Source organism: Amycolatopsis sp. NPDC058986 (assembly GCF_042741125.1).
Taxonomy (GTDB): domain Bacteria; phylum Actinomycetota; class Actinomycetes; order Mycobacteriales; family Pseudonocardiaceae; genus Amycolatopsis.
In genome coordinates this window covers 92,240-116,074 of record NZ_JBHYJW010000028.1, presented here as the reverse complement: position 1 = coordinate 116,074, position 23,835 = coordinate 92,240, and the positions used below count along the sequence as shown (strand labels likewise).

The following is a 23,835-nucleotide window of genomic DNA, read 5'->3' as shown; positions in this document are numbered from 1 at the left end:
CGTCCGTGCCGTTAAGGCCACCTTACGGGCGTCCGACGCCCGTAAGGTGGCCTTAACGGCATTTCGCACCCCCGGGTCAGGAAGTCGTGGTGTGCTGGCGGCGGAAGGTGAGGGCCACCAGGAAGCTCAGCCCGGCCAGCAGGCTCGCGCCGAGGAACGCCGCGGTCATCCCGTCCACCATGAGCTGCGGCCCCCGCACGCCGGAGCCCGCGGCCGATCGGGTGACCGAGCCCGACACGGTCATCAGGATGCTCAGCCCCAGTGCCGCGCCGACCTGCTGCATCGTCTGCAGCACGCCGCCCGCGGCACCCGCGTCCTCGGTCGCCACGCTGGTCATGACGAGCACGTTCATCGGGGAGAACGCCAGTCCGACACCGACGCCCATGAGCACCATGGGGCCGAGCAGCGTCGCGACGTAGCCGCTCGACGGCGTGAGCTGGGTGAGCCAGCCCGCCCCGGCGATCATCAGCACGGTGCCGGTGATGGCGAGAGGCTTCGGGCCGAAGCGGGGGAGCAGCCGGGGGATCGAACGGCTCAGCGCGAACACCATCGCCGCCATCGGCAGGAACGCGAACCCGGTCTGCAGCGCGGCGAAGTGCTGGACGTCCTGCAGGAACTGGGTGAGGAAGAAGAACATCGACATCATCGCCATCGGGCCGAGGAAGAAGTTCGCGTAGGCCGCGGCCCGGTTGCGTTCGGCGAACAGCCGCAGCGGGACCAGCGGCTGGCTGCCGCGGGCCTGCAGCACCAGGAACCCGGCCAGCAGCACCACGCCCGCACCGAGTGAACCCAGGGTGACCGGGTTGTCCCAGCCGTCCGAGCCGCCGTGGGTGAAGGCGAAGACGAGTGCGCTGACGCCGAGGGTCCCGGCGATCGCGCCCGGCAGGTCGAGGTGCGCGTGCCGTCGCTCGGGGTCGGGCACGAACCGCGGCGCGAGCAGGACGATCGCCAGCCCGAACGGCACGTTGATGAACAGCGCCGAGCGCCACGAGATCCACTCGGTGAGCAGGCCGCCCAGCAACAGGCCGATGGCGAAACCGCCGCTGGCCATGGCGGAGAACAGCGACAGCGCGCGCATGCGGGCCCTGGCCTCGGTGAACGTCGTGGTGATCAGGGCCAGGGTGTTCGGGCCCGCCATCGCGGCGCCGATGCCCTGCGCGATCCGGGCCGCGATGAGCAGTTCGGCCGAACCCGCCAGCCCGCCCGCGAGCGAGGCGAGCGTGAACACGGCCGTGCCGAGGACGAACATGCGGCGCCTGCCGAACAGGTCGCCCGCCCGGCCGCCGAGCAGGAGCAGCCCGCCGAAGACCAGGCTGTAGGAGGTCATCACCCAGGACACCCCGGTCGGGCTGAACCGCAGGTCCGCCTGGATCCGGGGGATGGCGACGTTCATCACCGTCGCGTCGAGGATGAGCATGAGCTGGCAGATCAGGATGATCGCCAGTGCGAGCCCGCTGCGCACCGGCGCGCGGGCGGGCCGGCTCGCCGCGGGCTCGGTGGTGAGGGTGTGCTCGGTCAAGGAATACTCCCCAGTGCAGGAACGAGAGGTAACCGGAGAACTTCTCCGCTTGGTTGCGGAGTGATAATATGGAGAAGCTCTCCGGTTCCGCAAGTGAATTCGGAGAATCTCTCCGGTTCGTCGACGAGGAGGTGCCGGATGACCGCGGACGCGGCCCGTCCGATGCGCGCGGACGCGCGGCGCAACTACGAGCGCATCCTGGCGACGGCCAGGGATGCCTTCGCGGCCGAGGGCACCGACGTCCCGCTCGACGACATCGCGAAGCGGGCGGGCGTGGGCGCGGGCACGTTGTATCGGCACTTCCCGACCAGGGAGAAGTTGTTCGAAGCGGTCTACCGCGACGAGGTCGAGACCCTGGCGCAGCACGCGTTCGACCTGCTCGCAGAGCTACCCCCTGGCGAGGCGCTCGAAGCGTGGATGCGGAACCAGGTGCGCTACTACGCCGAGCGGCGGGGGCTGACCGTCGCGCTCAAGGCCGCGCTCGACCACGAGTCGGAGACGTTCGCGCTCTGCCGCGTCCGCACCCAGGCGGCCTCGGGTGCGCTGGTGTCGGCCGCGCAGGAGGCCGGGTTGATCCGTGACGACGTCACGGGTACCGACGTGCTGCGGCTGTGTCACGGGGTCGGCTCGGTGAGCCAGTACGCCACCCCGGAGGACGTCGAACGCATGCTCGGCGTCGTGCTCGACGGCCTCCGGAAAGGCTAGCGCGTCAGGAGCCGATGCCGGTCAGGGACCGGACCTCCATCTCGGCGTGCTTGGCGGGGTCGGCCTTCGACCGGCCGACCAGTGTGCCGACGAAGCCGCACAGGAACGAGAACGGGATCGACACCAGGCCCGGGTTCTTCAGCGGGAACCAGTGGAAGTCGATGCCCTTGACGATCGAGTCCGGGTCGCCGGAGACGACGGGGGAGAAGAGCACCAGTACCAGGCAGGCGATGAGCCCGCCGTAGATGCCCCACAACGTGCCCGTGGTGTTGAACCGTTTCCAGAACAGGGTGTACAGCAGCGTCGAGAGGTTCGTCGAGGCGGCGACGGCGAAGGCGAGTGCCACGAGGAACGCGACGTTCTGCCCGTTGGCGAGGATGCCGCCGAGGATCGCGAGCACACCGACCACGATCGCGGTGATCCGGGCGACGCGGACCTCGTCGCGTGGTTCGGCCTTGCCGCGCTTGAAGATGTTGGCGTACACGTCATGGGCGAACGACGCGGACGCGGTGAGTGTCAGCCCGGCGACCACGGCGAGGATCGTCGCGAACGCCACCGCCGAGATGACGCCGAGCAGGAGCGTCCCGCCGACGTGCAGCGCGAGCAGGGGAGCGGCCGAGTTCTCGCCGCCGGGTGCCGCCTTGATCTCGTCCGTGCCGACGAGCGCGGCCGCGCCGAAGCCGATCACCAGCGTGCACAGATAGAACACGAGCATGCAGACGACCGCCCACACCACCGAGCGGCGGGATTCGCGGGCGTTGGGCACCGTGTAGAAGCGCATCAGCAGGTGGGGCAGCGACGACAGGCCGAGGACGAGGGCGAGCGCGAGGGAGACGAAGTCGAGTTTGGTGACACCGCTCGTACCGTAGGAGCCGCCCGGCTCGAACAGCTTCTCGCCGAGCGGGCTCTTCTCCGCCGCGGCCGAGAGCAGGTTGGAGAAGCTGAACCCGAACTTGCCGAACAGGAACACGGTGATCAGCGCGCCCGCGAGCAGCAGGATGGTCGCCTTGATGATCTGCACCCACGTGGTGCCCTTCATACCGCCGACCAGCACGTACAGCACCATGACCAGGCCGACGCCACCGATCACCAGCGCCTGGCCGAACTTGCCGTGGATGTTCAGCAGCAGCGCCACCAGCCCGCCGGCGCCCGCCATCTGCGCGAGCATGTAGAAGAGCGAGATGACCAGAGTGGACGTCGCGGCGGCGGCGCGGACCGGGCGTTGCTTCATCCGGAAGCTGAGCACGTCGCCGACGGTGTAGCGGCCGGTGTTGCGCAGCAGTTCGGCGATCAGCAGCAGGTCGATCAGCCAGGCCACGAGGAAGCCGATGGAGTAGAGGAACCCGTCGTAGCCGTGGATCGCGATCGCGCCCGCGATGCCGAGGAACGACGCTGCGGACAGGAAGTCCCCGGACAGCGCGATGCCGTTCTGCCGCCCGGTGAAAGCGCTTCCCGCCGCGTAGTAGTCCGAGGTCGAGGAGTTGCGGCTGCTTGCCCGGTACACGACGAACAGGGTGATCGCGACGAACAGGGCGAAGACCAGGGTGTTGAGGACCGGGTTGTTCGCGGGGATCCCCGCGGCGAGCGTCGACGTCATCGGGGATCCACCTCCGCGCGTTCACGGATGTCGGCGACCATCGGGTCGAGCCGGCGCCGGGCGAACCGCACGTACAGCCAGGTGATCAGCGCGGTGCTGACGAACTGCCCCAGGCCCAGCAGCATGCCGACGTTGACCTGGCCGAACACCTTGGTGCTCATGAAGTCGTGCGCATACGCCGCGAGCAGGACGTAGGTGAGATACCAGACGAAGAAGGCCACGCTCATCGGGAAGGCGAACCACCGGAACCGCCTGCGCAGCGAGCGGAACTCCTGGCTGTGCTGGATCCGGTCGTAGTCCGGCTTCGCCGGTCCGGCGGGCCGCGCCGCGCGGCGGGGCTGGTCGGGGGTCTCGGAACTGGGCAGCTCGCCCGCGAACAGGACCGGGATGCGGCCGGTCTCCTCGAGGGCGCTGCTCGTCGCGTCGGGACGCGCGACGTTGTGCATGGGTGCCTCCGGCAACTTGCGTCCGCCGCGGGGCTGGCGCGCTCGCCGAGTGGGTTCACTCGCCCGGCCGGACTACGAGGCTCGCATAGTAGTCATGGCCCCGGTGACCGGGAATAGGCACCTGGCGTTCGGCGAGGGCCACGGTGGGTATTCGTTCTGCCGGAGGAAAATAACGGTAAACGCCGTTGACAGGACGATCACGGGCAAATCACTCGGAATAGTGAGCGCAGTTGTCACGCGATGTCGCGGGCAGTTCCGGACGATGCGGCGAACGGAGTAGTGCCTGGCTGGGCGCCCGCGATCCGGTGACCGTTGGTAGCCGGGTCACCCTCTCGGGCCCGTGGTGGCGCTCCTCGAGGGGTGCCTTGGTGAAGATCCCCAGGCTGTGGCTAGGATTCCGTCAGAAATCACCGCCCAGTGTGGCGTACTCGCGCAAGGCCACAACATCGGGCATATCTCACCCCTTGACCCACCCGATGGGGGCACGCTGAGTACACCTGAAGGGGGAACTGACTACCCTTCGTGGGCTAAACGGGTGACGTCCGAGTGCCCGAGCCCGACGCGTCCGGTAACCGGAATTACCCGTTTGTCCCCCGGCGGGGCGGAATGCGTGTCCGGGGCACCCGGTGATGAACGCATTTTCCCAGGTCAGCACCCATATACGGAACGGAATTGACCGGGCCACCATTGGTGTACGATTCTTTGGCCCAGCTGACCGCAGCGATCGATTGGCACCGAAAAGTTGATCTCGACGACCGTGCAGTACGCAAGTTGCGCAGTGCACGTGGAGCGCACCGGGTGGCAGCCCGGGAACGAGAGCCGCGCCGTGTGCCGCCCGGGCCTACAGTGCGCACGGGGTGATCGCGCGGCACGCCGCAAGGCCGGGGACCGCGCCGCAAGCACCGGGTGCCGTCGCCGCGGCTCCACGACGCCGGACAGGGAGTCACTTACGTGACCGTTGCAGGAGAAGGCCAAGTGCCTGTTGGCAAGCTGCTCGGCCGCCCGCCCCAGCGTTCACGCTGGGCGTCGGCCTGGCAGGCGCTGGTGCGCTGGCGGGACTGGAGCCTGCCGGTCAAGCTCGCGGCCGTCACCGTGGTGCCGATCATCATCGCGCTGGTACTGGGTGTCACCACGATCGCGAGCCAGGTCGGCCGCTCGGGCGGCTACCAGCGGATCGACCGGCTCGTCGCGCTCGGCTCGCAGGTCCGCGCGCTGGCCACCGGGCTCGAGCACGAACGCACCGTCACCGCGGCGACGCTGACCGCGGGCACCGTGGGCGGCACCCCGGAACTGACCGCCGCCCGTGCCGAGGTCGACGCCGCGGTCGGCCCGTACACCGCCGCGGCGGGGCGGGCCGCGGAGGCCGCGCCGGGCGTCGACGGGCTCGCGAAGGCGGCTTCCGGCCAGCTCGACCGGCTCGCCTCGGTCCGGAAGCAGGCGGCTTCCGGTCAGCTCGAACCGCTCCAGGCGATCGCCGAGTACTCCACGATGACCGCCGCGTTGATGGATCTGGACACCGCGCTGGCCGCCGGGTCCACCGACGACGCGCTGGGCGGGACCCCGAACGCGCTGCACGAACTGACCGTCGCCGGCGACCAGCTCTCGACCAGCCAGGCGCTGGTCTCCTTCGGGATAGCCAGGGCGGGTCTCGCGCCGAGCGCGCTCGATCAGCTCAACACGGCCGAGCTGCGGCTGGCCGACCGGCTCGCGGCGTTTCGCGCCGCGGCCACCGACGCGCAGCGCGCGGACTTCGACAGGACAGTGTCGGGCAGCGCTGTGCAGACCCGCGACCGGCTGGCCAAGGCGGTACGCGGGACCACGGGCGTGGCGAGCGACCAGGCACTCCGGCGGATGGCCGCCGCCGAGTGGAACGACAGCTCCTCGGCGATGCTCGGGAAGCTCGGCGAGGTCGCCAAGCGGATGGGCGACCAGGTCGGTGCCGCGTCGGCGGAACTGGTCGAGGACTCCAGCAGCGGCGCCGGGCTGCTCGCGGTGCTGTTGTTCGGCGCGCTCGTGCTCGCCGTCGCGGTCGTCTTCCTCATCACCCGCCAGCTGCTGCGTTCGCTGAAGGTGCTGCGCCGCAGCGCGCTCGACGTCGCCGAGAACCAGCTGCCCGACGCGGTCCGCAACATCCAGGAGGGCCGCGCGCAGAGCACCGAGGTCCAGCCGGTCGCGGTGGGTGCCGACGACGAGATCGGCGAGGTGGCCCGGGCCTTCGACAAGGTGCACCACCAGGCGCTGCGGCTGGCCACCGAGCAGGCCGCGATGCGCACCGGGTACGGCAGCGTGTTCGTCAACCTGTCGCGGCGCAGCCAGAGCCTCGTGCAGCGGCAGCTGCAGCTCATCGAACAGCTCGAGCGGGACGAGGAGGACGCCGACCAGCTCGCCACGCTGTTCCAGCTCGACCACCTCGCCACCCGGATGCGGCGCAACAACGAGAACCTCATGGTGCTCTCCGGCGCCGAGCCGGGCCGCCGCTCCGGCAGGCCGGTCGGCACCACCGACATGCTGCGTGCCGCGGTGTCGGAGATCGAGCAGTACCAGCGTGTCGTCGTGCAGCCGCCGCCGTCGGCCACGATCGTGGGCTACGCGGCCAGCGACCTGATGCGGCTGGTGGCGGAGCTGCTGGACAACGCGACGGCGTTCTCCGCCCCGGCCACGCAGGTGACCGTGGCGACCAGGCTCGGCGAGGACGGTTCGCTCAACATCGACATCCTCGACAAGGGCATCGGGATGAACGCCGCCGAGGTCGCCGAGGCGAACGCCCGGCTGACCGAGGCCGGGTCGGTGGACCTGGCGACCTCGCGCCGGATGGGCCTGTTCGTGGTCGGCCGGCTGGCCAGCAGGCACCGCATCGGCGTCTCGCTGCACGGCGGCAAGGACATCGTCGGCGTGCGCGCGACCGTCGTCGTCCCCGCCGAGCTGGTCACGGTGACCGACGCGGGCCCGGCGACCGGGCCGATCACCCGGCCGCCCATGCAGACCACGCAGAACACGCAGACCACCGGCGGGCTGCCGCGGCGGCTGCCGGTCAACGGCTCGGCGGTGCACGTCCCGGCGCAGCCGGGGGAGAACCGGTGGCCCTCGGCGAGCGACCTCGCCGGCCACACGAACAACGGGCACACGCCGCCGCAGGTGGCCCGGCCGCCTTCGGATCTGGAGATCTCCGGCACCGCGCTGTTCAGCCCGATCCCCAGCGACGAACCCCCCGCCGCCCCGCCGGCGCCGCTGGCCGCGCCGCCTCCGCCGCGTCAGCCCGAACCGGAGCCGAAGGCGGCCGAGGAGCCCGCCGAGCTGCCTTCGGGGAAGGACCTGTTCTCCGCCAACGGGACCGCGTTGTCCGACTGGTGGCAGCAGGCGGCCACCTCGGCCCCGCCGCCCGCCCCGGCCCCGGCACCCGCACCGAAGCGGTCGGAGACGACGCCGATCTTCGACGAGATGCTCTCGGCGTGGTTCCGTGAGCCCGCGAAACCGGCCGCGGACGGCGAGCAGCAGCCCGCGGCGAAGGAGCCCGAAACGGACGGGTCCGAAAAGGACACCGAGAAAGCCAAGGGCGGCAAGGATTCCGCCGAGCAGGACCTCGCCGAGCAGGAACGGCGCAGCTGGGACTTCGCGAGCGACGAGAACTGGCGGACCGTGCAGGCGGTGACGCAGGCACAGGCCACGCCCACGTCGTTCACCCAGGCCGGGCTGCCACGCCGCCGTCGTGGCGAGCGGCTGTTGCCGGGCAGCGCCGTCCCGGCGGCGCCCGCCCCGGCCGAGGCGGCCGCGGAGGCCAAGCCGGAGCTGCCGGTCCGGGATCCGGCCGATGTCCGCGGCAGGCTCAGCAGCTTCCAGCAGGGGGTGTACCGCGGCCGGCTGGAGGTCCAGCAGGCCGTGCCGGAAGCGCCCGCCGCGGCCCCGGAAAAGCCCGTCGCCCCGCAGCAGCCGGAGCAGCAGGCCAATCCGGCCGCCGCCGGTCAGCCGGCGCAGGCCGCGCCGGGCACCACACCCGCGGGTCGTCCCGCCACGCCGCCGTCGGTGCTGCCGTCCCGGCGCCGTCCGGCCACCCCGCCACCCGCCGCCCAGCCCGCCGCCGCGGCACCCGCCGCTCAGCCACCGGCCGCCCAGACACCGGCCTCTCGGACACCGGCCTCTCGGACGCCCGCGGCGCAGCCGGGAGCCGAGGCACCTGCCGTGCAGCAGCCCGTCGAGACGCCCGCGGCGGAGGTACCGCAGCCGCCGCTGGTCGAGCCGCTGGAGCAGCCACGGCCCGAGGTCCCGGCGACGGCGGTGGCCGACCGGACCGCGGACGCCGCGTGGTCGTTCGGCTCGGACGAGGGCTGGCGGAGTGCGCAATCGGTGTCCCAGTCGACACCTTCGGCGTTCACTTCGGCAGGATTGCCCCGGCGGCGTCGCGGGGAGCAACTGCTTCCGGGTAGCGTCGCACCACTCGCCGGAGGGTCCAATCCCCGACCACAACGCGACGCGCACGATGTACGCGGTCGCCTGAGCAGCTTCCAGCAGGGCATCCAGCGCGGACGGCACCACAACGCGCGGGCCGCCGAAAGCAACCACGAAACACTGGAGGGTGAATGACCTCGCCGAGTACCGGGCAGCCGCAACAGAACCAGTTCGGATGGCTCGTCAACGACTTCGCCGAGCGGGTACCGGGCGTGGCGCACGCTGTCGTCGTCTCGGCGGACGGCCTGCTGCTGACCGCCTCCAACCGGCTGCCGCTCGACCGCGCCGACCAGCTCGCCGCGGTGGCGTCGGGCCTGGTCAGCCTCACCCAGGGCGCCGCGCGGTGCTTCGAGGCGGGCGCGGTCAACGAGACCGTGGTCGAGATGGAGCTCGGCATCATGATCCTGATGTCGATCAGCGACGGCTCGTGCCTGGCGATCCTCGCGGCGCCGAACTGCGACATCGGGCAGGTCGCCTACGAGATGACGATGCTGGTCGACCGGGTCGGCCAGATCCTCACCCCGGAACTTCGCGCGCAACTTCAGGGCGCGGGCGGGTCGCTGATCGGCGAACCGGTGGGATGATACCGCGATGAGCACGGGGTCCGGATACGGCGAAGAGCCGGGAGCGCGCGACGCTTCCGGTGGCGGGGACGACGGCACGTTCGCCGACGTCCTCAACGGCTTCACCCTGGACTCGGGCCGTGCCCGGCGGAAACGCAAGAAGAACAAGGAGTCCCCGCAACCCCCGGCCGCCGGAGCACACGCGGCCGCGGAAGAGGGGGATAACAGGCAGCCGCCTGCCGAGCAAGGAGACCGCGTGACCTCACTAGTCTCTCCCCCGGGCAGTACCGACGCCGATGGGCCGAGACCGGGCGGCATGTTCGACCCGGGCCCGCCCAGCGGCGAGTTCGTGATGCCCGCCGTGTTCGATCCGCCGAGCCCGGCGGAGGAGACGGCGATCGTGCGGCCCTATGCCCTCACCGGTGGCCGGACGAGGGCCAATTATGCTCTTGAGCTGGAGACGTTGATCTCCACCAAGGACTACGCCGTTTCGGGGGGCCTCCCCGAGGGGGCGGCGGATCGGATCGAGAACATCTCGATCATGGAAGAGTGCCGGACCCCGCGTTCGGTCGCCGAGATCGCGGCGGCCCTGCGCGTACCACTGGGTGTGGCCAGGGTGCTGATCAGCGACGCGGCGGACGCGGGGCTGGTCACGGTGCACAGGACGATATCCGGGAATGACGGCGCCGAGGCACATCTGGTGTTGATGGAAAGGGTTTTGAGTGGACTCCGTCGGCTATAAGGCTCCGCGGGAGACCGCGCCTCCCACCATGACCTCGGCGAAGATCGTGGTGGCCGGCGGCTTCGGGGCGGGCAAGACGACGTTCGTCGGTTCGGTGTCGGAAATCGTTCCGCTCACGACCGAGGCGATGATGACCGACGCGAGTCGCGGCATCGACAATCTGGACCAGACCCCGAACAAGTCGACGACGACCGTGGCCATGGACTTCGGCCGCGTGTCGCTGGACGCGGACCTGATCCTCTACCTGTTCGGCACGCCGGGACAGCAGCGGTTCTGGTTCATGTGGGACGACCTGGTCCGCGGCGCGATCGGCGCGGTGGTGCTCGCCGACACCCGGCGGCTGGCCGACTCGTTCGCCCCGATCGACTTCTTCGAGGACCGCGGGCTGCCCTACATCGTCGGGGTCAACACGTTCGACGGCATCCTCGAGCACGACATCAACGACGTGCGCGAGGCCCTGTCGATCGACCCGAACATCCCGATCGTGCGGTGCGACGCCCGGGATCGCGAGTCGACGAAGCAGACGCTGATCACGCTCGTCGAGTACGCGATGCGGCAGTGGATCGCGCTGCGGGCGGCCAACGCTCGCTGACCCTGGCTCCTGCCTGCCGGTAGGAATCGATGGTCCGGTGCAGCTGCGCGCACAGCTCACCGAGGTGGCGCTCGCGGAACCCTTCGCCGACGGCGAAGGGTTCCAGTTCCGCCGTGAGCCGCTCCAGCTCGGCCGCTTTTTCGGCGCCGGGCAGGTGGTTGCGGGTCAACGTGTGCAGGATGCGGTACACGAGATCGGAACTGTCCGGCTGGGGGTCCATGACGCCAGCCAACCCACTTTTCAAGCCGGAGTTGTCGATGAGAACTCTGCGAGCCGACGCCCGGCGCAGTCGCGAGCAGATCGTGCAGGCGGCCGAGACCGCGTTCCAGCGGTACGGCGTCGACGCCTCACTCGAGGCGATCGCGAAGGACGCTGGAGTCGGATCAGCCACGCTGCACCGCCACTTTCGTTCCCGGCGCCAGCTGGCGGAGGCAGTGTTCCAAGAGCGCACCGAGGCGGTCGCCGCGGTCGCCGACCGGCTGAAGGCCGAGCAGGAACCGGGTCCGGCGCTCTTTCACTGGCTTCGGGCGGCGCTGGAGTACACGGTGGCGAACCGCGGGCTGGTGATGACCCTGCTGCCGCCGTCGGACGACGACGCCCCCACAAAGGTTTGCGGCCACCAGACCCTTGCCGCCGCGGCGGATTCCCTGCTGAGCGCCGCCCAAGCGGCCGGCGCGGACGTCACTGTGGCCGACACGCTGGCGTTGGTCAACGCGATGTCGCTACTCGCAGAACAGGACGCCACGGCAGACGTTCGGCACTTACTCGGATTGGCGATCACAGGCATCGGTCCCGGCCCATGCGAGGCTGACGAACCTGCCCAGTAGCCCCGGGCGTTCCCGCGTCGGCCTGCCCCGCGGGCGGCGAGCTGGTGTGAAACGCAACTCAGGATCAGCGCAGGGCGTTCTCGACCAGCGCGACGGTCGCGCGGGGATCGTCGACTTGGACGACCAGGCGGGCGTAGCGCTCGTCGGCGAGTTCGATCACGACGGCCTTCGACGGGTTTTTGACGTCCCAGAAGACCTTTTCGCCGTCGAGGTGGAACGTGCCCGCCGTGATCACGCCGGGCACGTGGGCACCCGGCGCACGGATCCCCTGGGGATCGGCTGCGATGCCGGGGTCCGCGGTCGCGCCGCGGACGTTGGCCAGCGGGATGGTCATGCTGCTCTTGAAGGCCCAGAGCTTGTCGAGACCCTCGATCACGACAACGAGATCGTCGCCGTCGATGGTGACCAGTGCCATGTTTGTTTCCTTGTCAGTTAAGCGGATCGAGGCGGTGGGTCAGCGCGGTGCCGACACCGTCGGGGTTGCCGCGCAGGAGGATGCCCAGTGCGGCGGCCGTGAGGGCGGCGGCCAGTGCGGTGGAAATGCCGAGCGCGTCGGCGATCGCCTGGTCGGCGGCGGCCAGCGCCGCGGCCACCTCGGCGGCCACCTCCTCGTCGGCCGGTGCCCGTTCGGCCGCCGCGAGCAGCAGCAGACCGAGGTCGGCTGACGTGATGAGCCGCAGCGCGGTCGCGGCATCCGTTGCCGCGGCGAGCTTTTCGGTCAAGGGGCGGACGTCGTCGGCGAGGTGGCGGCGCAGGGCGACCAGGTAGAGGCCGCGCTTGCTGCCGAACGTCTTGTACAGGCTGTTGCGGTGCACGCCGAGGTGGGTCACGAGGTCGTCGATGGACACTCCGTCGTACGCGCGGCCACCGAACAACCCCACGGCGGCGCGCACCACCTCGTCCTCGTCGAACGCCCTTCGCCTGCCCATGCCACGACGATAGACTTTTGAGGAACGATCAGTCAAGAACGATCGTTCCTCAAAAGTCGGGCGCACAGGAGACGACGCGGCCGGGCGGGCGATCCCGAGGAAATCCGGCCACCGTGGATCACCAGGCGACGGAGAGCCGTTCGACGCCGTGCACGGCTGTCATGGTGCGAAAGCGGATGTCTGCCGGATCACCATCGAGCCGGAGCCTGGGGAAGCGTCGCAGTAACGCTGGTAGCGCGATCCGTAGTTCCATCCTGGCCAGTGGCGCGCCGATGCAGTGGTGGATGCCGTGTCCGAAAGTCACGTGCGGGACCGGTTTCCGTGAGATGTCGAAGTCGTCTGGCGCGGCGGCAAGACCCGGGTCCCGGTTGGCCATGGGGAGCGACGGAACGACCAGATCGCCGGTGCGCATTTCCTGCCCGCCGACGGTGGCGTCCACCATGACGGTTCGAGGAAGACCAGAGTGCACCGGAGTGAGAAACCGGAGCAGTTCTTCGACGGCATCGTCGACACGCTCGGGCTCGTCGCGAATCGCGGCCAGTTGTCCGGGGTGCTCGAGCAACAGGGCGGTGCCCGCGCCGAGGGTGCTGGCCGTGGTCTCGTGCCCCGCGATCAGCAGCACAAGGGCGATACCGACCAGCTCGTCGTGACTGACGTCCTCATCGTGCTCGCGGATTAGCATGCCGATCAGGTCGTCACCCGGAGCACCGCGATGCCGGTTGACGAGATCGCTCAGGTAAGTACGAAGAGCAAGGAACGCCGCGGTTCGTTCGTCCTGTGAGGCGGTGAGCCGAAGCTGAACCGACGACAGACGTTGGAACATCTCCCGGTCGGAGTAGGGAACTCCCAGGAGTTCGCAGATGACCAGGGAGGGGATGGGCAGCGCGAAGCTCTCGACGAGGTCGGCCGGCGGGCCGGCGTCCCGCATGTCGTCGAGAACTTCGCCGACAACGGCCCGCACCCGAGGCTCCAGCACACGCATGCGGCGCATCGTGAACTCCGGGGTGAGCAGCCGGCGTAGCCGGGTGTGCTCGGGCGGGTCCTGACCGACCATGAACGATGCCGCGTCGGCGAACTGCTGTCGTCCGGACGCGGCGGCATCGGTTCGCGAGGCGGCGGGATCCGCGTGCCGGGCAAGACCCGCGCTGCTGAACCGGTCGGCGTCGCCGAGTACGGCACGCACATCCTCGTGGCGGGTGACCAGCCAGGCGGACACCCCGAACGGCGTGTCCGTTCTGGCCGGCCTGCCCGTGCGTGCGTGTTCGGAAAGCTCGGGTCCTGGGCCGTAGCGCTCGCGCGACATGGTGACCGGACGCGGCGGGGTCGGCGACGTCATCAGTTCTCCCATCGAGCAGCGACCGGGCGTCTCCCGGAGCACATTGCTGAGACTCAGTAAACTTACCTGGTAAGCTTATCGAGTAAGCATTCAGTGCGCCAGGTCGAACCGGGGAGACCGGGACGGGTGTCGCTCGATCATCTTCCTGGTGCTGACAGAAGGGGAATCGGTGTCATGACATCCACATCCGGAACGCGCTCCCTGAAGGTCCTCGTCTGCGGCGCTGGTGTCGCGGGACAGGCATTGGCCTACTGGCTGGTGCGAGGTGGTCATCGGGTCGTGGTCGCCGAGCGCTTCCCGGCGCTGCGGGCCACCGGCGCCCAGGTCGATCTCCGTGGTCAAGGCATCGAGGCGGTCGAGGCCATGGGACTTCTCGATGTCGTGAAGAGCAAGCTTGTGGACGAAGCCGGCGTCGCCTTTGTGGACACCCGGGGCAAGGCGCGGGCGACGATCATGGCCAACACGTCCGGCCAGGGGCGCCAGATGCTGACCTCCGAGTACGAGATCATGCGGGGAGACCTCGTGCGCATTCTCCATGATGCGACGAAGAACGACGTCGACTACGTCTTCGGGACGAGCGTGGACCGCTTCGAGCAGGATGAGAAGAAGGTCGTCGCCCACTGCTCCGACGGCTCGTCCGACGAGTTCGACCTGCTGGTCGGCGCCGACGGACAGGGGTCGCGTGTCCGCCGGGCCCTCCTGCCTGCCGGGACTCCGGAGCCGTACTGGCGGGTGGGGATCCACATGGCGTACTGGTTCGTTCCGCGCATCGCGTCGGACAGCAACATCCGCGACACCTATATCGCCCCTGGTGGCCGGATGATCATGCGCAGGAGTCACAACCCGGACGAGACCCAGGTGTATTTCGTGCTGCGGGAAACCTCGGAGGAAGCGTCGGTCGTCCATCGCGAGCCGGTCGAGCGCCAGAAAGCGTTCTGGGCCGGGCGGTTCCGCGACGCGGGATGGCAGACCGGCCGGTTCGTCGACGGCATGGAGACGACCCCGGACTTCTATTCGCAGGAGGTCGTGCAGGTTCGTACGGACACCTGGTCGCGCGGACGTGTCGCCCTGGTCGGCGATGCCGCGCACTGCGCCTCCCCCTACAGCGGCATGGGGGTTTCCGGCGGCCTGGTCGGCGCCTACGTCCTGGCCGCCGAGATCAACCGCCACCCCGCTGACCTGTCGCGGGCGCTCGCGAACTACGACACGACACTCCGGCCGTTCGTCGACGAGATCCAGGCCGCGGTGAAACCGCACCTGTTGCGCCTCGGCATGCCCCGGAGCCGCTTCGGGATCAACGCTTTCCTCGCCGCCACCGGATTCGCCACCTTCCTGCGTGTTCCCGACCTCGTCGCGCGGTTCTCGACGGAAGACCGGGGCGGCGCTTGGCAACTCCCCGAAAGCCCGGAACTTCGTGTCCGCTAGAAGTGGCAGCTTGTCCGAAATGACTTACTTGATAAGCTTACTGTATAAGTACACTGGATAAAGAATCAGTCCGGCGAAGGAGCCCGTTTTCCATGCCAAAACGCGGAGATCGAGGCGGGGCGAAGACGCGGGCGCGTATCGCCGAGATCGCGAGCGAGCTGTTTCTGGAGCGAGGCTTCGACGAAGTCACGATCGCGGAAGTCGCCGCGGCCGCCGGGGTGTCGAAGGTGACGGTGTTCTCGCACTTCGAGCGCAAGGAAGATCTCCTGCTCGACCGTCTTCCCGACGTCGTCGACATCGTGCGGATCGCGATCCGCGAGCGGGCGAACGACGTGGATGCCATCAGGGCGCTCCGCCGGGCGGTCCTCGCGCTCGGCGAGGAGCGGCACGTGCTCTCGGGATTGGGTGGGGATCTCGAACCGATCATGCGGACCATCGCGGCTTCGCCCGCGTTGATCGCACGGCTCCGTGCGTTCGGGTACGAAATCGAGACGGAGTTGGCCGCCGAGCTCGACGCGGACGCGAGTTTCGACGGCGACAGCACGTTGGCCGCGGCCCTGCTCGTCGCCGCGTATCGGACAGTCGCCGTCGAGACGGTACGACGTCGGCTGGCAGGAGAGGATCTCGACGACCTCGCCGTGTCGCACCGTCGGCGCGTGAAGCGGGCGTTCGACGCCGTTGAACGCGGCATCTCAGGCGCTCATCGCAAGGCGCCGTCCGCCTGAGATCCCGAACGCCGCGCAAGCGAGTCGCCGAGGTGTTGTCGGGAGTCTGCCGTCAGCAAAGGGCGCTGGCTGTCCGCACTTCGGTGAGTGTTCGCCGCGCGAGTTCGCCGAACTCCTTGTCGGTGGTCGTGTCGCACCAGCGCTCGTAGGCGATTTTCCAGGCGAGCGCGCCCAGTTCGGCGGCCACGTGCGCGGTCAGGACGGGAACGCCGCGGCGCTTGAGCGCGTCGATCATCGACGCGGTGAGGCCGATTCCCTTGAGTGCCTCGCGTTCGCGCAGTTCCGGGTTGGCGGCGATCACTGCCTGCCGCCGGGCGCCGAATTCACGACGATCGGGTGGGAAGGCTTCCCTGCCGATCACGTCCAGAGCGTGAGCCACCGCTTCGAGCGGGCCGGCGCTGGCCGGCGCCGCGGCGATCCCGTCGACGAGCAGCCCGGTCATCGTGCCCCCGCCGAAGAGCACTTCCCGCTTGTCCGGGAAATGCCGGAAGAAGGTGCTCTTGGTGAGCCCGGCACGTTCGGCGATCTCGATCACCGTCGTGTTCTCGTAACCCCGTTCCTCGAACAGTTCCAGGGCAGCGACCACGAGTCGCTGTGATGCGTTGGGTTGCCAGCGGGCCATGGGGCCAGTTTACGGCACTTGGTCCCGTCACTCGTGTATGGTGATGGGACCAAGTCTCATCACTGTGGTGTCGGAGGTCCCGAAGTACCATGATCGTTTTTCTCCACGGAGTACCGGAAACAGCCGCGGTCTGGCGCAAGGTGCGGGCCGGGATCGGCGCCGAGTCGGTGGCGCTGACCCTGCCGGGGTTCGACGGCTCGCTGCCGGACGGGTTCACCTCGACCAAGGACGAGTACGTCGACTGGGTCGCCGAGCAGCTCGACCAGTACGACACCGTCGACCTGGTCGGCCATGACTGGGGCGCCGGGCTGGTGTACCGGCTGGCGATGACCCGGCCACTGCGCTCCTGGGTCGCCGACGTCGGCGGCTTCCTGCATCCCGGCTACGTCTGGCACTCCCTTGCGCGGACCTGGCGGACGCCCGGCGAGGGTGAGGCGGCGATCGCGGCCATGGTCGCCACGGAGCCCCAGGCCTTCGCCGGTTCCGCCGCCCAGTGGGGCCTGTCGAAGGAGGACGCACGGGAAATGGCCGAAGGCTTCACCGAGACCATGGGCGCGTCCATCCTGTCGCTGTACCGCTCGGTCACGTCGACCGCGCACGCCGACTGGGGCCCGCTCACCCCGACCGGCGCGCCGGGCCTGATCCTGCACCCGGCCGACGACGAGTTCTCCGACGAGGCCAAGGCACGCGAGGTGGCCGCCGCGTTGGGTGCGCGGTTCCGGCTGCTCGAAGGCGTGGGTCACTTCTGGCCGTACCAGGCGCCGAAACAGGCCGCCGAGATCCTCGTCGAGTTCTGGTCATCGTTGCGATAGGACAGTCCTTATTGGATCGTGCCGCGAACGGTCCTATCACCGTGTCATTGGAGGTCCCCATGAGCCGAGCCGTTGTCCATGAGACGTTCGGAGGCCCGGAAGTGTTGGAGTTGCGAGAGATTCCGGAGCCGCACGCCGGGCCCGGCGAGGTCCGCGTCCGTGTCACGGCCGCCGGTCTGAATCCCATGGACTGGGGTATCGCGGCGCGGCCCGAAGCGGCCGCCCAGTTCGGTATCACCGTGCCATCGGGCTTCGGTTTCGACTTCGCCGGGGTCGTCGACGAGGCCGGGCCCGGCGCCACGGGATTCGCTGTGGGCGACCGTGTCCACGGCGGCGCGCTGAGCAGGGCCGTCGCCGATTTCGTGGTGGTCAAGACGCCCACTGCGGCGCCCGACGCGCTTTGGCCGACGCCGGAGGGCGTCGGCGACGAGGTGGCGGCAACGCTCCCGGTGGCAGGTATGACCGCTGCCGCCGCGCTGGCGGCCATCGATCCACGGGCGGGCGACACCGTCCTGGTCGGCGGTGCCGCGGGCGGCGTCGGTGTGTTCGTGGTACAGCTCGCGAAGCTCGCCGGCGCCCGGGTGATCGGGACCGCCGCGGAGAGTACTTTCGAGTTCCTGCGCCAATTCGGTGCCGAGCCCGTGACATACGGCCCCGGACTGACTGATCGGGTACGGGCACTCGCCCCCGACGGCGTGACCGCGGCGACCGACCTGTTCGGCACCGAGACGGCCGAGACCGCGCTCGCGCTCGGCGTGCCGCCCGAGCGGATCTCCACCATCGCCGCGGGGCCCACCCCTCCCGGCGGCGTGCGCGCGACCGGCGGTTTCGACGCGGAGCCGGACGCCATGAAGCGGATCACCGACGCGATCCTCGCCGGCGAGCTCACCGTGCCGATCGCCGCCAGTTTCCCGATCGAGAAGATCCGCGACGCCGTGACACTGCAAGCCGGACGTCACGTCCACGGCAAGATCGTGATCACCCTCTGACGTGTCGCGAATGGGACATTGGCGACATTGAACGTCCTCAATGGGTCATTCGCGACATCACCCAGCCCGGCACGGATTCAGCTCACAGCGTGACCGCGCGCCGGTAGCGCAGCAGGACGGCCTTCCCGTCGAAGACGCGGGATTCCGTGAGTTCGAGGCCGAACCTGTCCGGGCGGCCGGGAAAGGCGTGCTTCCCGCCGCCGAGCACGACGGGGTGCACGACGATCAGGTACTCGTCGATCAGGCCGCGCTCGGTGAGCGCGGTGGCCAGTTCCGCGCCGCCCATGAGCAGGATGTCCTTGCCCGGTTCCCGTTTCAGCGCGGCGGTTTCCTCGCCGAGGTCGCCGCCGAGGACGCGGGTGTTCCAGCCGGCCTCGGTCAGCGTGCGGGAGAAGACGACCTTCGGGGTCGCACGCCAGACCGGGGCGAAGGCCAGGTCGTGCGGGTGGTCCGAATGCGATTCGGCCTCGGGCCAGTACCCCGCCATCATCTCCCACACCCGGCGGCCGTAGGCGAACGTGCCGCTGCGACCGGTCAGCGCCTGGGAGTAGGCGGACAGCTCCGGGCCCATGACCGGCCAGTCGAACTCGCCGCCCGGGCCCTCGACGTAGCCGTCGAGGGAGGTGTGGACCAGGTAGACGATCTCGCGCATGGGGTGCTCCTCGGTTCCGGTGAAGGGGTCCTTCACCGGATAGTCGGAGCACCCCGCGCGACCTTGACATCCTCACCGGAAGTTTTTTCGCGGCGGGGATCAGTACTCGTTGTGGCGGCGCCACCAGGAGCTGGGCGTGTCCGTGCCGGGGCTGTTCTCCTCCCAGTCCTCCTGCCGCCCGAACGGGGTGAGGTCCAGATAGCGCAGGGTGCCGACCAGCTGATCGCCGCCGCGGCCGGTGGTGAAGTAGGTGCGGAACACGTCGTCGCCGTCCCGCAGGAACACGCTGATCCCGAAGCCGCCGCCGACACCGCTGTCGGCGGTGAACTCGCTGCCATGCGCGGAGACCCAGGGGACCGTCCAGCCCATCCGTGCCTTGTAGCGCTCGATCTCCGCCAGCGTCGCCGGCGCGACGACGGTGAGGGTGACGTCGCGGGCATGCAGATGCGCGAGGTGTCCGATGTTGTCGACCACCAGCGAACAGCCGGGGCAGCCCACCTCGTCACCGGGGTGCAGCATGAAGTGGTACACGATCAGCTGACGGCGTCCCTCGAACAGGTCGAGCAGGCTCTTCGGCCCGGCCGGTGTGTCGAACTCGTACTTCGCGTCGAAGCGCACCATCGGCAGCCCGCGCCGCTCGGCGGCCAGCGCGTCCTGCGCCTTGGTGAGCTCCTTTTCCTTGACCAGCAAGGTGTCTCGGGCCGTCTGCCACTCCTCGGGCGAGACGATCTTCGGCAGCGTCATGATTTCTCCTTCACGTCAGGTGGTGCACGAGGTCGTCGAACGCTTCCGACCAGCCGCCGTGGTGGCCGTCGCGCTCGGCGACGGTCGGGAAGCCGGTCTGGTGGAACGTCATCTCGGTCTTGCCGCCGAGATCGGCGAAGTGGATGGTGACCAGGGTCTGTTCGCGCATGTCGCCTTCGGTGTCCCAGGTGAAGGTGAACACCAGCCGCTCCGGCGCGGAGATCTCCCGGTAGGTGCCGTGCATCCAGTGCTCGTCGTCGCCCGCCTCGTCGCGGATGCAGGCACGCCAGGCGCCCTCGGGACGCGGATCGAGCGTGACCGCCGGGGCGGTGTAACCCTTCGGGCCGAGCCACGCGGCGAGCTGGTCGGGGTCGGTCCAGGCGGCGAACACCAGCTCCCGCGGCGCGTCGAACACCCGGGTGATGGTCAGTTCGTGGTCAGGCATCCCGGTTTCCTTCCTGTGCTTCGCGGAGCCGGCGCAGGTGCTCGTCGAGCTGGTCGAACGAGCCTTCCCAGAACCGCCGGTAGTGGCCGACCCAGTCCGCGACGTCGGCGAGCGGCGCCGCCTCCAGCCGGCACGGGCGCCACTGCCGGGTGCGCCCGCGGCTGATGAGCCCGGCGTTTTCCAGCACCTTGAGGTGTTTCGACACCGCCTGGAGGCTCACCTCGAACGGCGCGGCCAGTTCGTTGACCGTCGCCTCGCCCGCGGAGAGCCGCGCGAGGATGGCGCGCCGGGTCGGGTCGGCGAGCGCGGCGAAGGTGGCGCTGAGCTGATCAGTGGACATGAGGTCTCAATCGATCGGTTAATTAACCTATGGGTTGAATATAGCCGCGAGCTGGGACTTGTCAACCCGTCGTGTCATCCCATGAGAGCCGGGTCACGGCCTCTAGGGTTTCCAATAGTAGGAAGTCCAAGTATTTTGGAGGGATGAGCAGCGACCTGTACCGCCCCGCGAACCCCGTCCGGTTCGTCACCGCGTCGAGCCTGTTCGACGGGCACGACGCGTCGATCAACATCATGCGGCGGATCCTGCAGTCGCAGGGCGCGGAGGTGGTGCACCTCGGGCACAACCGCTCGGTCGACGAGGTGGCCACCGCCGCCATCGCCGAGGACGTACAGGGTGTCGCCATCTCCGCCTACCAGGGCGGGCACGTCGAGTACTTCTCCTACCTGGTGGAGTTGCTCGCCGAGCGCGGCGCGGGGCACATCAAGGTTTTCGGGGGTGGGGGAGGCGTCATCGTCCCCGCCGAGATCGAGCTGCTGCACTCGCGCGGTGTCGCGCGGATCTTCTCGCCGGAGGACGGCTACCGCCTCGGCCTGCCGGGCATGATCAACACGATGATCGAGGCCTGTGACGTCGACCTGGCCGCGCGGCCGCCGTCCTCGATCGACGAGTTCCTCTCCGGTGACATGCCTTCGCTCGCCCGCGTACTCACCCAGCTGCAGGCCGGGACGCTGGCCCCGGACTGGCTGGACGCGATCACCGAGACGGCGAAGAAGCGCACGGCCCCCGTCCTCGGCATCACCGGCACCGGCGGTTCCGGCAAGTCCTCGCTCACCGACGAGCTGATCCGCCGCTTCCGGCTCGACCAGGAGGACAAGCTGCGGATCGCGGTCCTCGCGGTCGACCCGACGCGCCGCCGCGGCGGGGGCGCGCTGCTCGGCGACCGGATCCGGATGAACTGCCTCGATGGCTCGCCGGTGTATTTCCGTTCGCTGGCCACGCGGGGCAGCAGCGGCGAGATTCCCGCCGGGCTGAGCGAATCCGTCCTGGCGTGCAAGGCCGCCGGATACGACCTGGTGATCGTCGAGACGCCGGGTATCGGCCAGGGCGACGCCGGGATCGTCGACTACGTGGACGAATCGCTGTACGTGATGACGCCGGAGTTCGGTGCTGCGTCGCAGCTGGAGAAGATCGACATGCTCGACTTCGCCGACGTCGTCGCGATCAACAAGTTCGAGCGCCGGGGAGCCGAGGACGCGCGCCGCGACGTCGCGCGTCAGCTCGTCCGCAACCGGGAAGCGTTCCACTCCGACCCCGCTGACATGCCGGTTTTCGGGACCAGTGCGGCGAAGTTCAACGACGACGGCGTCACCGCGCTCTACCAGCATCTGCGCGACTCGCTCGCCGAGCGCGGGCTTTCGGTGTCCGCCGGGGTGCTCCCGAAGGTCGAGGGCAAGGTGTCCACGGACGCCAGCACGGTCATCCCCGGGAACCGCGCGCGGTACCTGGCCGAGATCGCCGAGACCGTCCGCGGCTACCACGCGAAGACCGAAGAACAGGTCGCCGCGCTGCGCAAGCGGGATCACCTCGCCGCGGCGCGGGAGGCGCTGCTGGGCGCCGACGCCTCGACCGACGCGCTCGACGGGCTGCTCGCCGCCGCGGAGTCCGATGTGGACGGTGAGTCGACAAACCTGCTCGCCCGCTTCCGCGAGCTGGCCAAGGCCTACCGCGAAGACGAGTTCGTGGTGAAGATCCGGGACAAGGAGCTGCGTACCGCGCTGTGGCGGGATACGTTGTCCGGCAACAGGATCCCGCGTGTCGCGCTCCCTCGCTACACCGACCCCGGCGAGCTGCTCTCGTTCCTGCGCCGGGAGCACCTGCCGGGTTACTTCCCTTACACCGCGGGCGTTTTCCCGTTCAAGCGGGACGGCGAGGACCCGGCGCGGATGTTCGCGGGCGAGGGCGACGCGTTCCGCACGAACCAGCGGTTCAAGCTGCTTTCGTCGGATTCCGAGGCGAAGCGGCTCTCAACGGCGTTCGACTCGGTCACGTTGTACGGGCACGACCCGCACACCCGGCCCGACATCTACGGCAAGGTCGGCACCTCGGGCGTGTCCATCGCGACGCTGGAGGACATGAAGGCGCTCTACGACGGGTTCGACCTGACCGCGCCGAACACCTCGGTGTCGATGACGATCAACGGCCCGGCGCCGACGATCCTGGCGTTCTTCCTCAACACCGCGATCGACCAGCGGGTCGAGGCGTTCCGTGCCGAGCACGGCCGCGAGCCGAACGCCGAGGAGGCCGCGGAACTGCGGGAGTGGGCGCTGCGCAACGTGCGCGGCACCGTGCAGGCCGACATCCTCAAGGAGGACCAGGGCCAGAACACCTGCATCTTCTCCACCGAGTTCTCCCTGCGGATGATGGCCGACATCCAGGAGTGGTTCATCGAGCACGGGGTGCGCAACTTCTACTCGGTGTCGATCTCGGGCTATCACATCGCCGAGGCCGGGGCGAACCCGATCTCGCAGCTGGCGTTCACGCTGTCCAACGGCTTCACCTACGTCGAGTCGTATCTCGCGCGAGGGATGGACATCGACGACTTCGCGCCGAACCTGTCGTTCTTCTTCTCCAACGGGATGGACGCCGAATACTCGGTGCTGGGCCGGGTCGCGCGGCGGATCTGGGCCGTGGCGATGCGGGAGCGGTACGGCGCGAACGAGCGCTCGCAGAAGCTCAAGTACCACGTACAGACCTCCGGGCGCTCGCTGCACGCGCAGGAGATGAGCTTCAACGACATCCGCACCACGCTGCAGGCCCTGTGTGCCCTCTACGACAACGCGAACTCCTTGCACACCAACGCTTTCGACGAAGCGATCACGACGCCATCGGAGTCGTCGGTCCGGCGCGCGATGGCCATCCAGATGATCATCAACAAGGAATGGGGCCTGTCGAAGAACGAGAACCCGCTGCAGGGCTCGTTCATCATCGACGAGCTGACCGACCTCGTCGAGGAGGCCGTGCTGCTGGAGTTCGACCGGATCTCCGAACGCGGCGGCGTGCTCGGCGCGATGGAAACCGGTTACCAGCGCGGCAAGATCCAGGACGAATCGATCCTCTACGAGCGCAAGAAGCACGACGGCTCATTGCCGATCATCGGCGTCAACACGTTCCGCAACCCGCACGAGGGCGAGGACGACGTCGAGGTCGAACTGGCACGGGCGACCGAGGACGAGAAGCGCTCGCAACTGTCGCGTTTGGACGATTTCCAGGGCAGGCACCGCGAGGAGGCCCAGCAGGCGCTGAAGGCGCTGCGCGAGGCGGCCACCCGCGGCGGTAACCTGTTCGGGGTACTGATGGATGCCGCGCGGGTGTGCTCGCTGGGTCAGATCACCGAAGCGTTCTTCGAGGTCGGCGGGCAGTACCGCCGCAACGTCTGACG

At 69.2% G+C, this 23,835-nt stretch carries 23 protein-coding genes; 11 read left to right on the top strand and 12 right to left on the bottom strand.

The features are described 5' to 3' along the window. Positions 1 to 76: 76 nt before the first annotated feature. Positions 77 to 1,519 carry an MFS transporter gene (locus ACFW0G_RS24470; RefSeq protein WP_378327698.1) on the bottom strand — a complete coding sequence of 481 codons (1,443 nt, stop codon included), beginning with the start codon at positions 1,517 to 1,519 and terminating at the stop codon, positions 77 to 79. Positions 1,520 to 1,657: 138 nt separating this feature from the next. Between ACFW0G_RS24470 and ACFW0G_RS24465 the strand changes: the two genes are divergently transcribed. Then, positions 1,658 to 2,224, top strand: coding sequence for a TetR/AcrR family transcriptional regulator (locus tag ACFW0G_RS24465; protein ID WP_378327697.1), 567 nt, complete (start codon positions 1,658 to 1,660; stop codon positions 2,222 to 2,224). A 4-nt stretch (positions 2,225 to 2,228) separates the two neighbouring features. Here the strand turns inward: ACFW0G_RS24465 and ACFW0G_RS24460 are convergent, their stop codons facing one another. Next, positions 2,229 to 3,821 (bottom strand): cation acetate symporter, encoded by a 1,593-nt coding sequence (locus ACFW0G_RS24460; protein ID WP_378327696.1) that lies wholly within the window; start codon positions 3,819 to 3,821, stop codon positions 2,229 to 2,231. Beyond that, the gene (locus tag ACFW0G_RS24455; RefSeq protein WP_378327695.1) at positions 3,818 to 4,267 is read right to left on the bottom strand and encodes a DUF485 domain-containing protein; all 450 of its coding nucleotides are present in this window, start codon (positions 4,265 to 4,267) and stop codon (positions 3,818 to 3,820) included. Before ACFW0G_RS24455 ends, ACFW0G_RS24460 begins: the two co-directional genes overlap by 4 nt. Before the next feature lie 975 nt (positions 4,268 to 5,242). On the opposite strand from ACFW0G_RS24455, the gene ACFW0G_RS24450 reads away from it, so the two are divergent. From ACFW0G_RS24450 to ACFW0G_RS24435, 4 genes are read left to right on the top strand one after another with little or no spacing between them, the layout of a single operon-like run. Continuing rightward, positions 5,243 to 8,845 carry a nitrate- and nitrite sensing domain-containing protein gene (locus tag ACFW0G_RS24450; RefSeq protein ID WP_378327694.1) on the top strand — a complete coding sequence of 1,201 codons (3,603 nt, stop codon included), beginning with the start codon at positions 5,243 to 5,245 and terminating at the stop codon, positions 8,843 to 8,845. Further along, entirely contained in the window at positions 8,842 to 9,294 is a 453-nt protein-coding gene (locus tag ACFW0G_RS24445) for a roadblock/LC7 domain-containing protein (RefSeq protein WP_345387883.1), read from the top strand. Before ACFW0G_RS24450 ends, ACFW0G_RS24445 begins: the two co-directional genes overlap by 4 nt. Positions 9,295 to 9,301: 7 nt before the next feature. Beyond that, entirely contained in the window at positions 9,302 to 10,015 is a 714-nt protein-coding gene (locus ACFW0G_RS24440; RefSeq protein ID WP_378327693.1) for a DUF742 domain-containing protein, read from the top strand. 28 nt (positions 10,016 to 10,043) lie between these two features. Then, a complete protein-coding gene (locus tag ACFW0G_RS24435) occupies positions 10,044 to 10,607 on the top strand; it encodes an ATP/GTP-binding protein (RefSeq protein ID WP_378327692.1) in 564 nt (187 codons plus the stop codon). Here the strand turns inward: ACFW0G_RS24435 and ACFW0G_RS24430 are convergent. Beyond that, a complete protein-coding gene (locus tag ACFW0G_RS24430) occupies positions 10,546 to 10,827 on the bottom strand; it encodes a hypothetical protein (protein WP_378327691.1) in 282 nt (93 codons plus the stop codon). The two genes, ACFW0G_RS24435 and ACFW0G_RS24430, sit on opposite strands and share 62 nt — an antisense overlap. Here ACFW0G_RS24430 and ACFW0G_RS24425 point away from each other — a divergent pair. Beyond that, positions 10,826 to 11,434: a TetR/AcrR family transcriptional regulator gene (locus tag ACFW0G_RS24425; RefSeq protein ID WP_378327690.1), complete on the top strand. Its 609-nt coding sequence runs from the start codon at positions 10,826 to 10,828 to the stop codon at positions 11,432 to 11,434. The two genes, ACFW0G_RS24430 and ACFW0G_RS24425, sit on opposite strands and share 2 nt — an antisense overlap. A gap of 64 nt (positions 11,435 to 11,498) precedes the next feature. Here ACFW0G_RS24425 and ACFW0G_RS24420 read toward each other — a convergent pair whose 3' ends face one another. From ACFW0G_RS24420 to ACFW0G_RS24410, 3 genes are all read right to left on the bottom strand, one after another. Next, entirely contained in the window at positions 11,499 to 11,849 is a 351-nt protein-coding gene (locus tag ACFW0G_RS24420) for a hypothetical protein (RefSeq protein ID WP_378327689.1), read from the bottom strand. 13 nt (positions 11,850 to 11,862) lie between these two features. Then, a complete protein-coding gene (locus ACFW0G_RS24415; protein ID WP_378327688.1) occupies positions 11,863 to 12,363 on the bottom strand; it encodes a TetR/AcrR family transcriptional regulator in 501 nt (166 codons plus the stop codon). A 118-nt stretch (positions 12,364 to 12,481) separates the two neighbouring features. Beyond that, the gene (locus ACFW0G_RS24410; RefSeq protein WP_378327687.1) at positions 12,482 to 13,699 is read right to left on the bottom strand and encodes a cytochrome P450; all 1,218 of its coding nucleotides are present in this window, start codon (positions 13,697 to 13,699) and stop codon (positions 12,482 to 12,484) included. Between the two features lie 174 nt (positions 13,700 to 13,873). Here ACFW0G_RS24410 and ACFW0G_RS24405 point away from each other — a divergent pair, with 174 nt between their 5' ends. Together ACFW0G_RS24405 and ACFW0G_RS24400 are read left to right on the top strand one after the other, a co-directional pair. Then, on the top strand, positions 13,874 to 15,124 hold the full coding sequence (locus tag ACFW0G_RS24405) for an FAD-dependent monooxygenase (RefSeq protein WP_378327686.1): 1,251 nt from the start codon (positions 13,874 to 13,876) through the stop codon (positions 15,122 to 15,124). Between the two features lie 92 nt (positions 15,125 to 15,216). After that, on the top strand, positions 15,217 to 15,849 hold the full coding sequence (locus ACFW0G_RS24400) for a TetR/AcrR family transcriptional regulator (RefSeq protein ID WP_378327685.1): 633 nt from the start codon (positions 15,217 to 15,219) through the stop codon (positions 15,847 to 15,849). 52 nt (positions 15,850 to 15,901) lie between these two features. Here ACFW0G_RS24400 and ACFW0G_RS24395 read toward each other — a convergent pair whose 3' ends face one another. Continuing rightward, complete coding sequence (locus tag ACFW0G_RS24395; RefSeq protein WP_378327684.1) at positions 15,902 to 16,471, bottom strand: TetR/AcrR family transcriptional regulator; 570 nt, start codon at positions 16,469 to 16,471, stop codon at positions 15,902 to 15,904. An 89-nt stretch (positions 16,472 to 16,560) separates the two neighbouring features. On the opposite strand from ACFW0G_RS24395, the gene ACFW0G_RS24390 reads away from it, so the two are divergent. Continuing rightward, a complete protein-coding gene (locus ACFW0G_RS24390; protein ID WP_378327683.1) occupies positions 16,561 to 17,283 on the top strand; it encodes an alpha/beta fold hydrolase in 723 nt (240 codons plus the stop codon). Between the two features lie 59 nt (positions 17,284 to 17,342). Then, positions 17,343 to 18,272 carry an NADP-dependent oxidoreductase gene (locus tag ACFW0G_RS24385; protein WP_378327682.1) on the top strand — a complete coding sequence of 310 codons (930 nt, stop codon included), beginning with the start codon at positions 17,343 to 17,345 and terminating at the stop codon, positions 18,270 to 18,272. A gap of 82 nt (positions 18,273 to 18,354) precedes the next feature. Here ACFW0G_RS24385 and ACFW0G_RS24380 read toward each other — a convergent pair whose 3' ends face one another. The 4 genes from ACFW0G_RS24380 to ACFW0G_RS24365 all read right to left on the bottom strand — a co-directional run bounded on the left by ACFW0G_RS24380 (position 18,355) and on the right by ACFW0G_RS24365 (position 20,453). After that, complete coding sequence (locus ACFW0G_RS24380) at positions 18,355 to 18,924, bottom strand: dihydrofolate reductase family protein (RefSeq protein WP_378327681.1); 570 nt, start codon at positions 18,922 to 18,924, stop codon at positions 18,355 to 18,357. Between the two features lie 99 nt (positions 18,925 to 19,023). Then, positions 19,024 to 19,668 carry a DUF899 domain-containing protein gene (locus ACFW0G_RS24375; RefSeq protein ID WP_378327680.1) on the bottom strand — a complete coding sequence of 215 codons (645 nt, stop codon included), beginning with the start codon at positions 19,666 to 19,668 and terminating at the stop codon, positions 19,024 to 19,026. A 10-nt stretch (positions 19,669 to 19,678) separates the two neighbouring features. Continuing rightward, positions 19,679 to 20,113 carry an SRPBCC domain-containing protein gene (locus ACFW0G_RS24370; RefSeq protein WP_378327679.1) on the bottom strand — a complete coding sequence of 145 codons (435 nt, stop codon included), beginning with the start codon at positions 20,111 to 20,113 and terminating at the stop codon, positions 19,679 to 19,681. Beyond that, positions 20,106 to 20,453: an ArsR/SmtB family transcription factor gene (locus ACFW0G_RS24365; protein WP_378327678.1), complete on the bottom strand. Its 348-nt coding sequence runs from the start codon at positions 20,451 to 20,453 to the stop codon at positions 20,106 to 20,108. The genes ACFW0G_RS24370 and ACFW0G_RS24365 overlap by 8 nt, the downstream gene beginning before the upstream one ends. Positions 20,454 to 20,596: 143 nt before the next feature. Between ACFW0G_RS24365 and icmF the strand changes: the two genes are divergently transcribed. Next, positions 20,597 to 23,833 (top strand): fused isobutyryl-CoA mutase/GTPase IcmF, encoded by a 3,237-nt coding sequence (gene icmF, locus ACFW0G_RS24360; RefSeq protein ID WP_378327677.1) that lies wholly within the window; start codon positions 20,597 to 20,599, stop codon positions 23,831 to 23,833. The last annotated feature ends 2 nt before the right edge of the window (positions 23,834 to 23,835 follow it).

Bases quoted from the DNA above. Each gene is read 5' to 3' on its own strand.
- ACFW0G_RS24410 (WP_378327687.1), bottom strand. From the start codon at position 13,699: ATGACGTCGCCGACCCCGCCGCGTCCGGTCACCATGTCGCGCGAGCGC.
- ACFW0G_RS24370 (WP_378327679.1), bottom strand. From the start codon at position 20,113: ATGCCTGACCACGAACTGACCATCACCCGGGTGTTCGACGCGCCGCGG.
- ACFW0G_RS24390 (WP_378327683.1), top strand. From the start codon at position 16,561: ATGATCGTTTTTCTCCACGGAGTACCGGAAACAGCCGCGGTCTGGCGC.
- ACFW0G_RS24380 (WP_378327681.1), bottom strand. From the start codon at position 18,924: ATGCGCGAGATCGTCTACCTGGTCCACACCTCCCTCGACGGCTACGTC.
- ACFW0G_RS24400 (WP_378327685.1), top strand. From the start codon at position 15,217: ATGCCAAAACGCGGAGATCGAGGCGGGGCGAAGACGCGGGCGCGTATC.
- ACFW0G_RS24415 (WP_378327688.1), bottom strand. From the start codon at position 12,363: ATGGGCAGGCGAAGGGCGTTCGACGAGGACGAGGTGGTGCGCGCCGCC.
- ACFW0G_RS24365 (WP_378327678.1), bottom strand. From the start codon at position 20,453: ATGTCCACTGATCAGCTCAGCGCCACCTTCGCCGCGCTCGCCGACCCG.
- ACFW0G_RS24435 (WP_378327692.1), top strand. From the start codon at position 10,044: ATGACCTCGGCGAAGATCGTGGTGGCCGGCGGCTTCGGGGCGGGCAAG.
- icmF (WP_378327677.1), top strand. From the start codon at position 20,597: ATGAGCAGCGACCTGTACCGCCCCGCGAACCCCGTCCGGTTCGTCACC.
- ACFW0G_RS24460 (WP_378327696.1), bottom strand. From the start codon at position 3,821: ATGACGTCGACGCTCGCCGCGGGGATCCCCGCGAACAACCCGGTCCTC.
- ACFW0G_RS24425 (WP_378327690.1), top strand. From the start codon at position 10,826: ATGACGCCAGCCAACCCACTTTTCAAGCCGGAGTTGTCGATGAGAACT.
- ACFW0G_RS24385 (WP_378327682.1), top strand. From the start codon at position 17,343: ATGAGCCGAGCCGTTGTCCATGAGACGTTCGGAGGCCCGGAAGTGTTG.
- ACFW0G_RS24405 (WP_378327686.1), top strand. From the start codon at position 13,874: ATGACATCCACATCCGGAACGCGCTCCCTGAAGGTCCTCGTCTGCGGC.
- ACFW0G_RS24420 (WP_378327689.1), bottom strand. From the start codon at position 11,849: ATGGCACTGGTCACCATCGACGGCGACGATCTCGTTGTCGTGATCGAG.
- ACFW0G_RS24375 (WP_378327680.1), bottom strand. From the start codon at position 19,668: ATGACGCTGCCGAAGATCGTCTCGCCCGAGGAGTGGCAGACGGCCCGA.
- ACFW0G_RS24465 (WP_378327697.1), top strand. From the start codon at position 1,658: ATGACCGCGGACGCGGCCCGTCCGATGCGCGCGGACGCGCGGCGCAAC.
- ACFW0G_RS24440 (WP_378327693.1), top strand. From the start codon at position 9,302: ATGAGCACGGGGTCCGGATACGGCGAAGAGCCGGGAGCGCGCGACGCT.
- ACFW0G_RS24455 (WP_378327695.1), bottom strand. From the start codon at position 4,267: ATGCACAACGTCGCGCGTCCCGACGCGACGAGCAGCGCCCTCGAGGAG.
- ACFW0G_RS24430 (WP_378327691.1), bottom strand. From the start codon at position 10,827: ATGGACCCCCAGCCGGACAGTTCCGATCTCGTGTACCGCATCCTGCAC.
- ACFW0G_RS24395 (WP_378327684.1), bottom strand. From the start codon at position 16,471: ATGGCCCGCTGGCAACCCAACGCATCACAGCGACTCGTGGTCGCTGCC.
- ACFW0G_RS24445 (WP_345387883.1), top strand. From the start codon at position 8,842: ATGACCTCGCCGAGTACCGGGCAGCCGCAACAGAACCAGTTCGGATGG.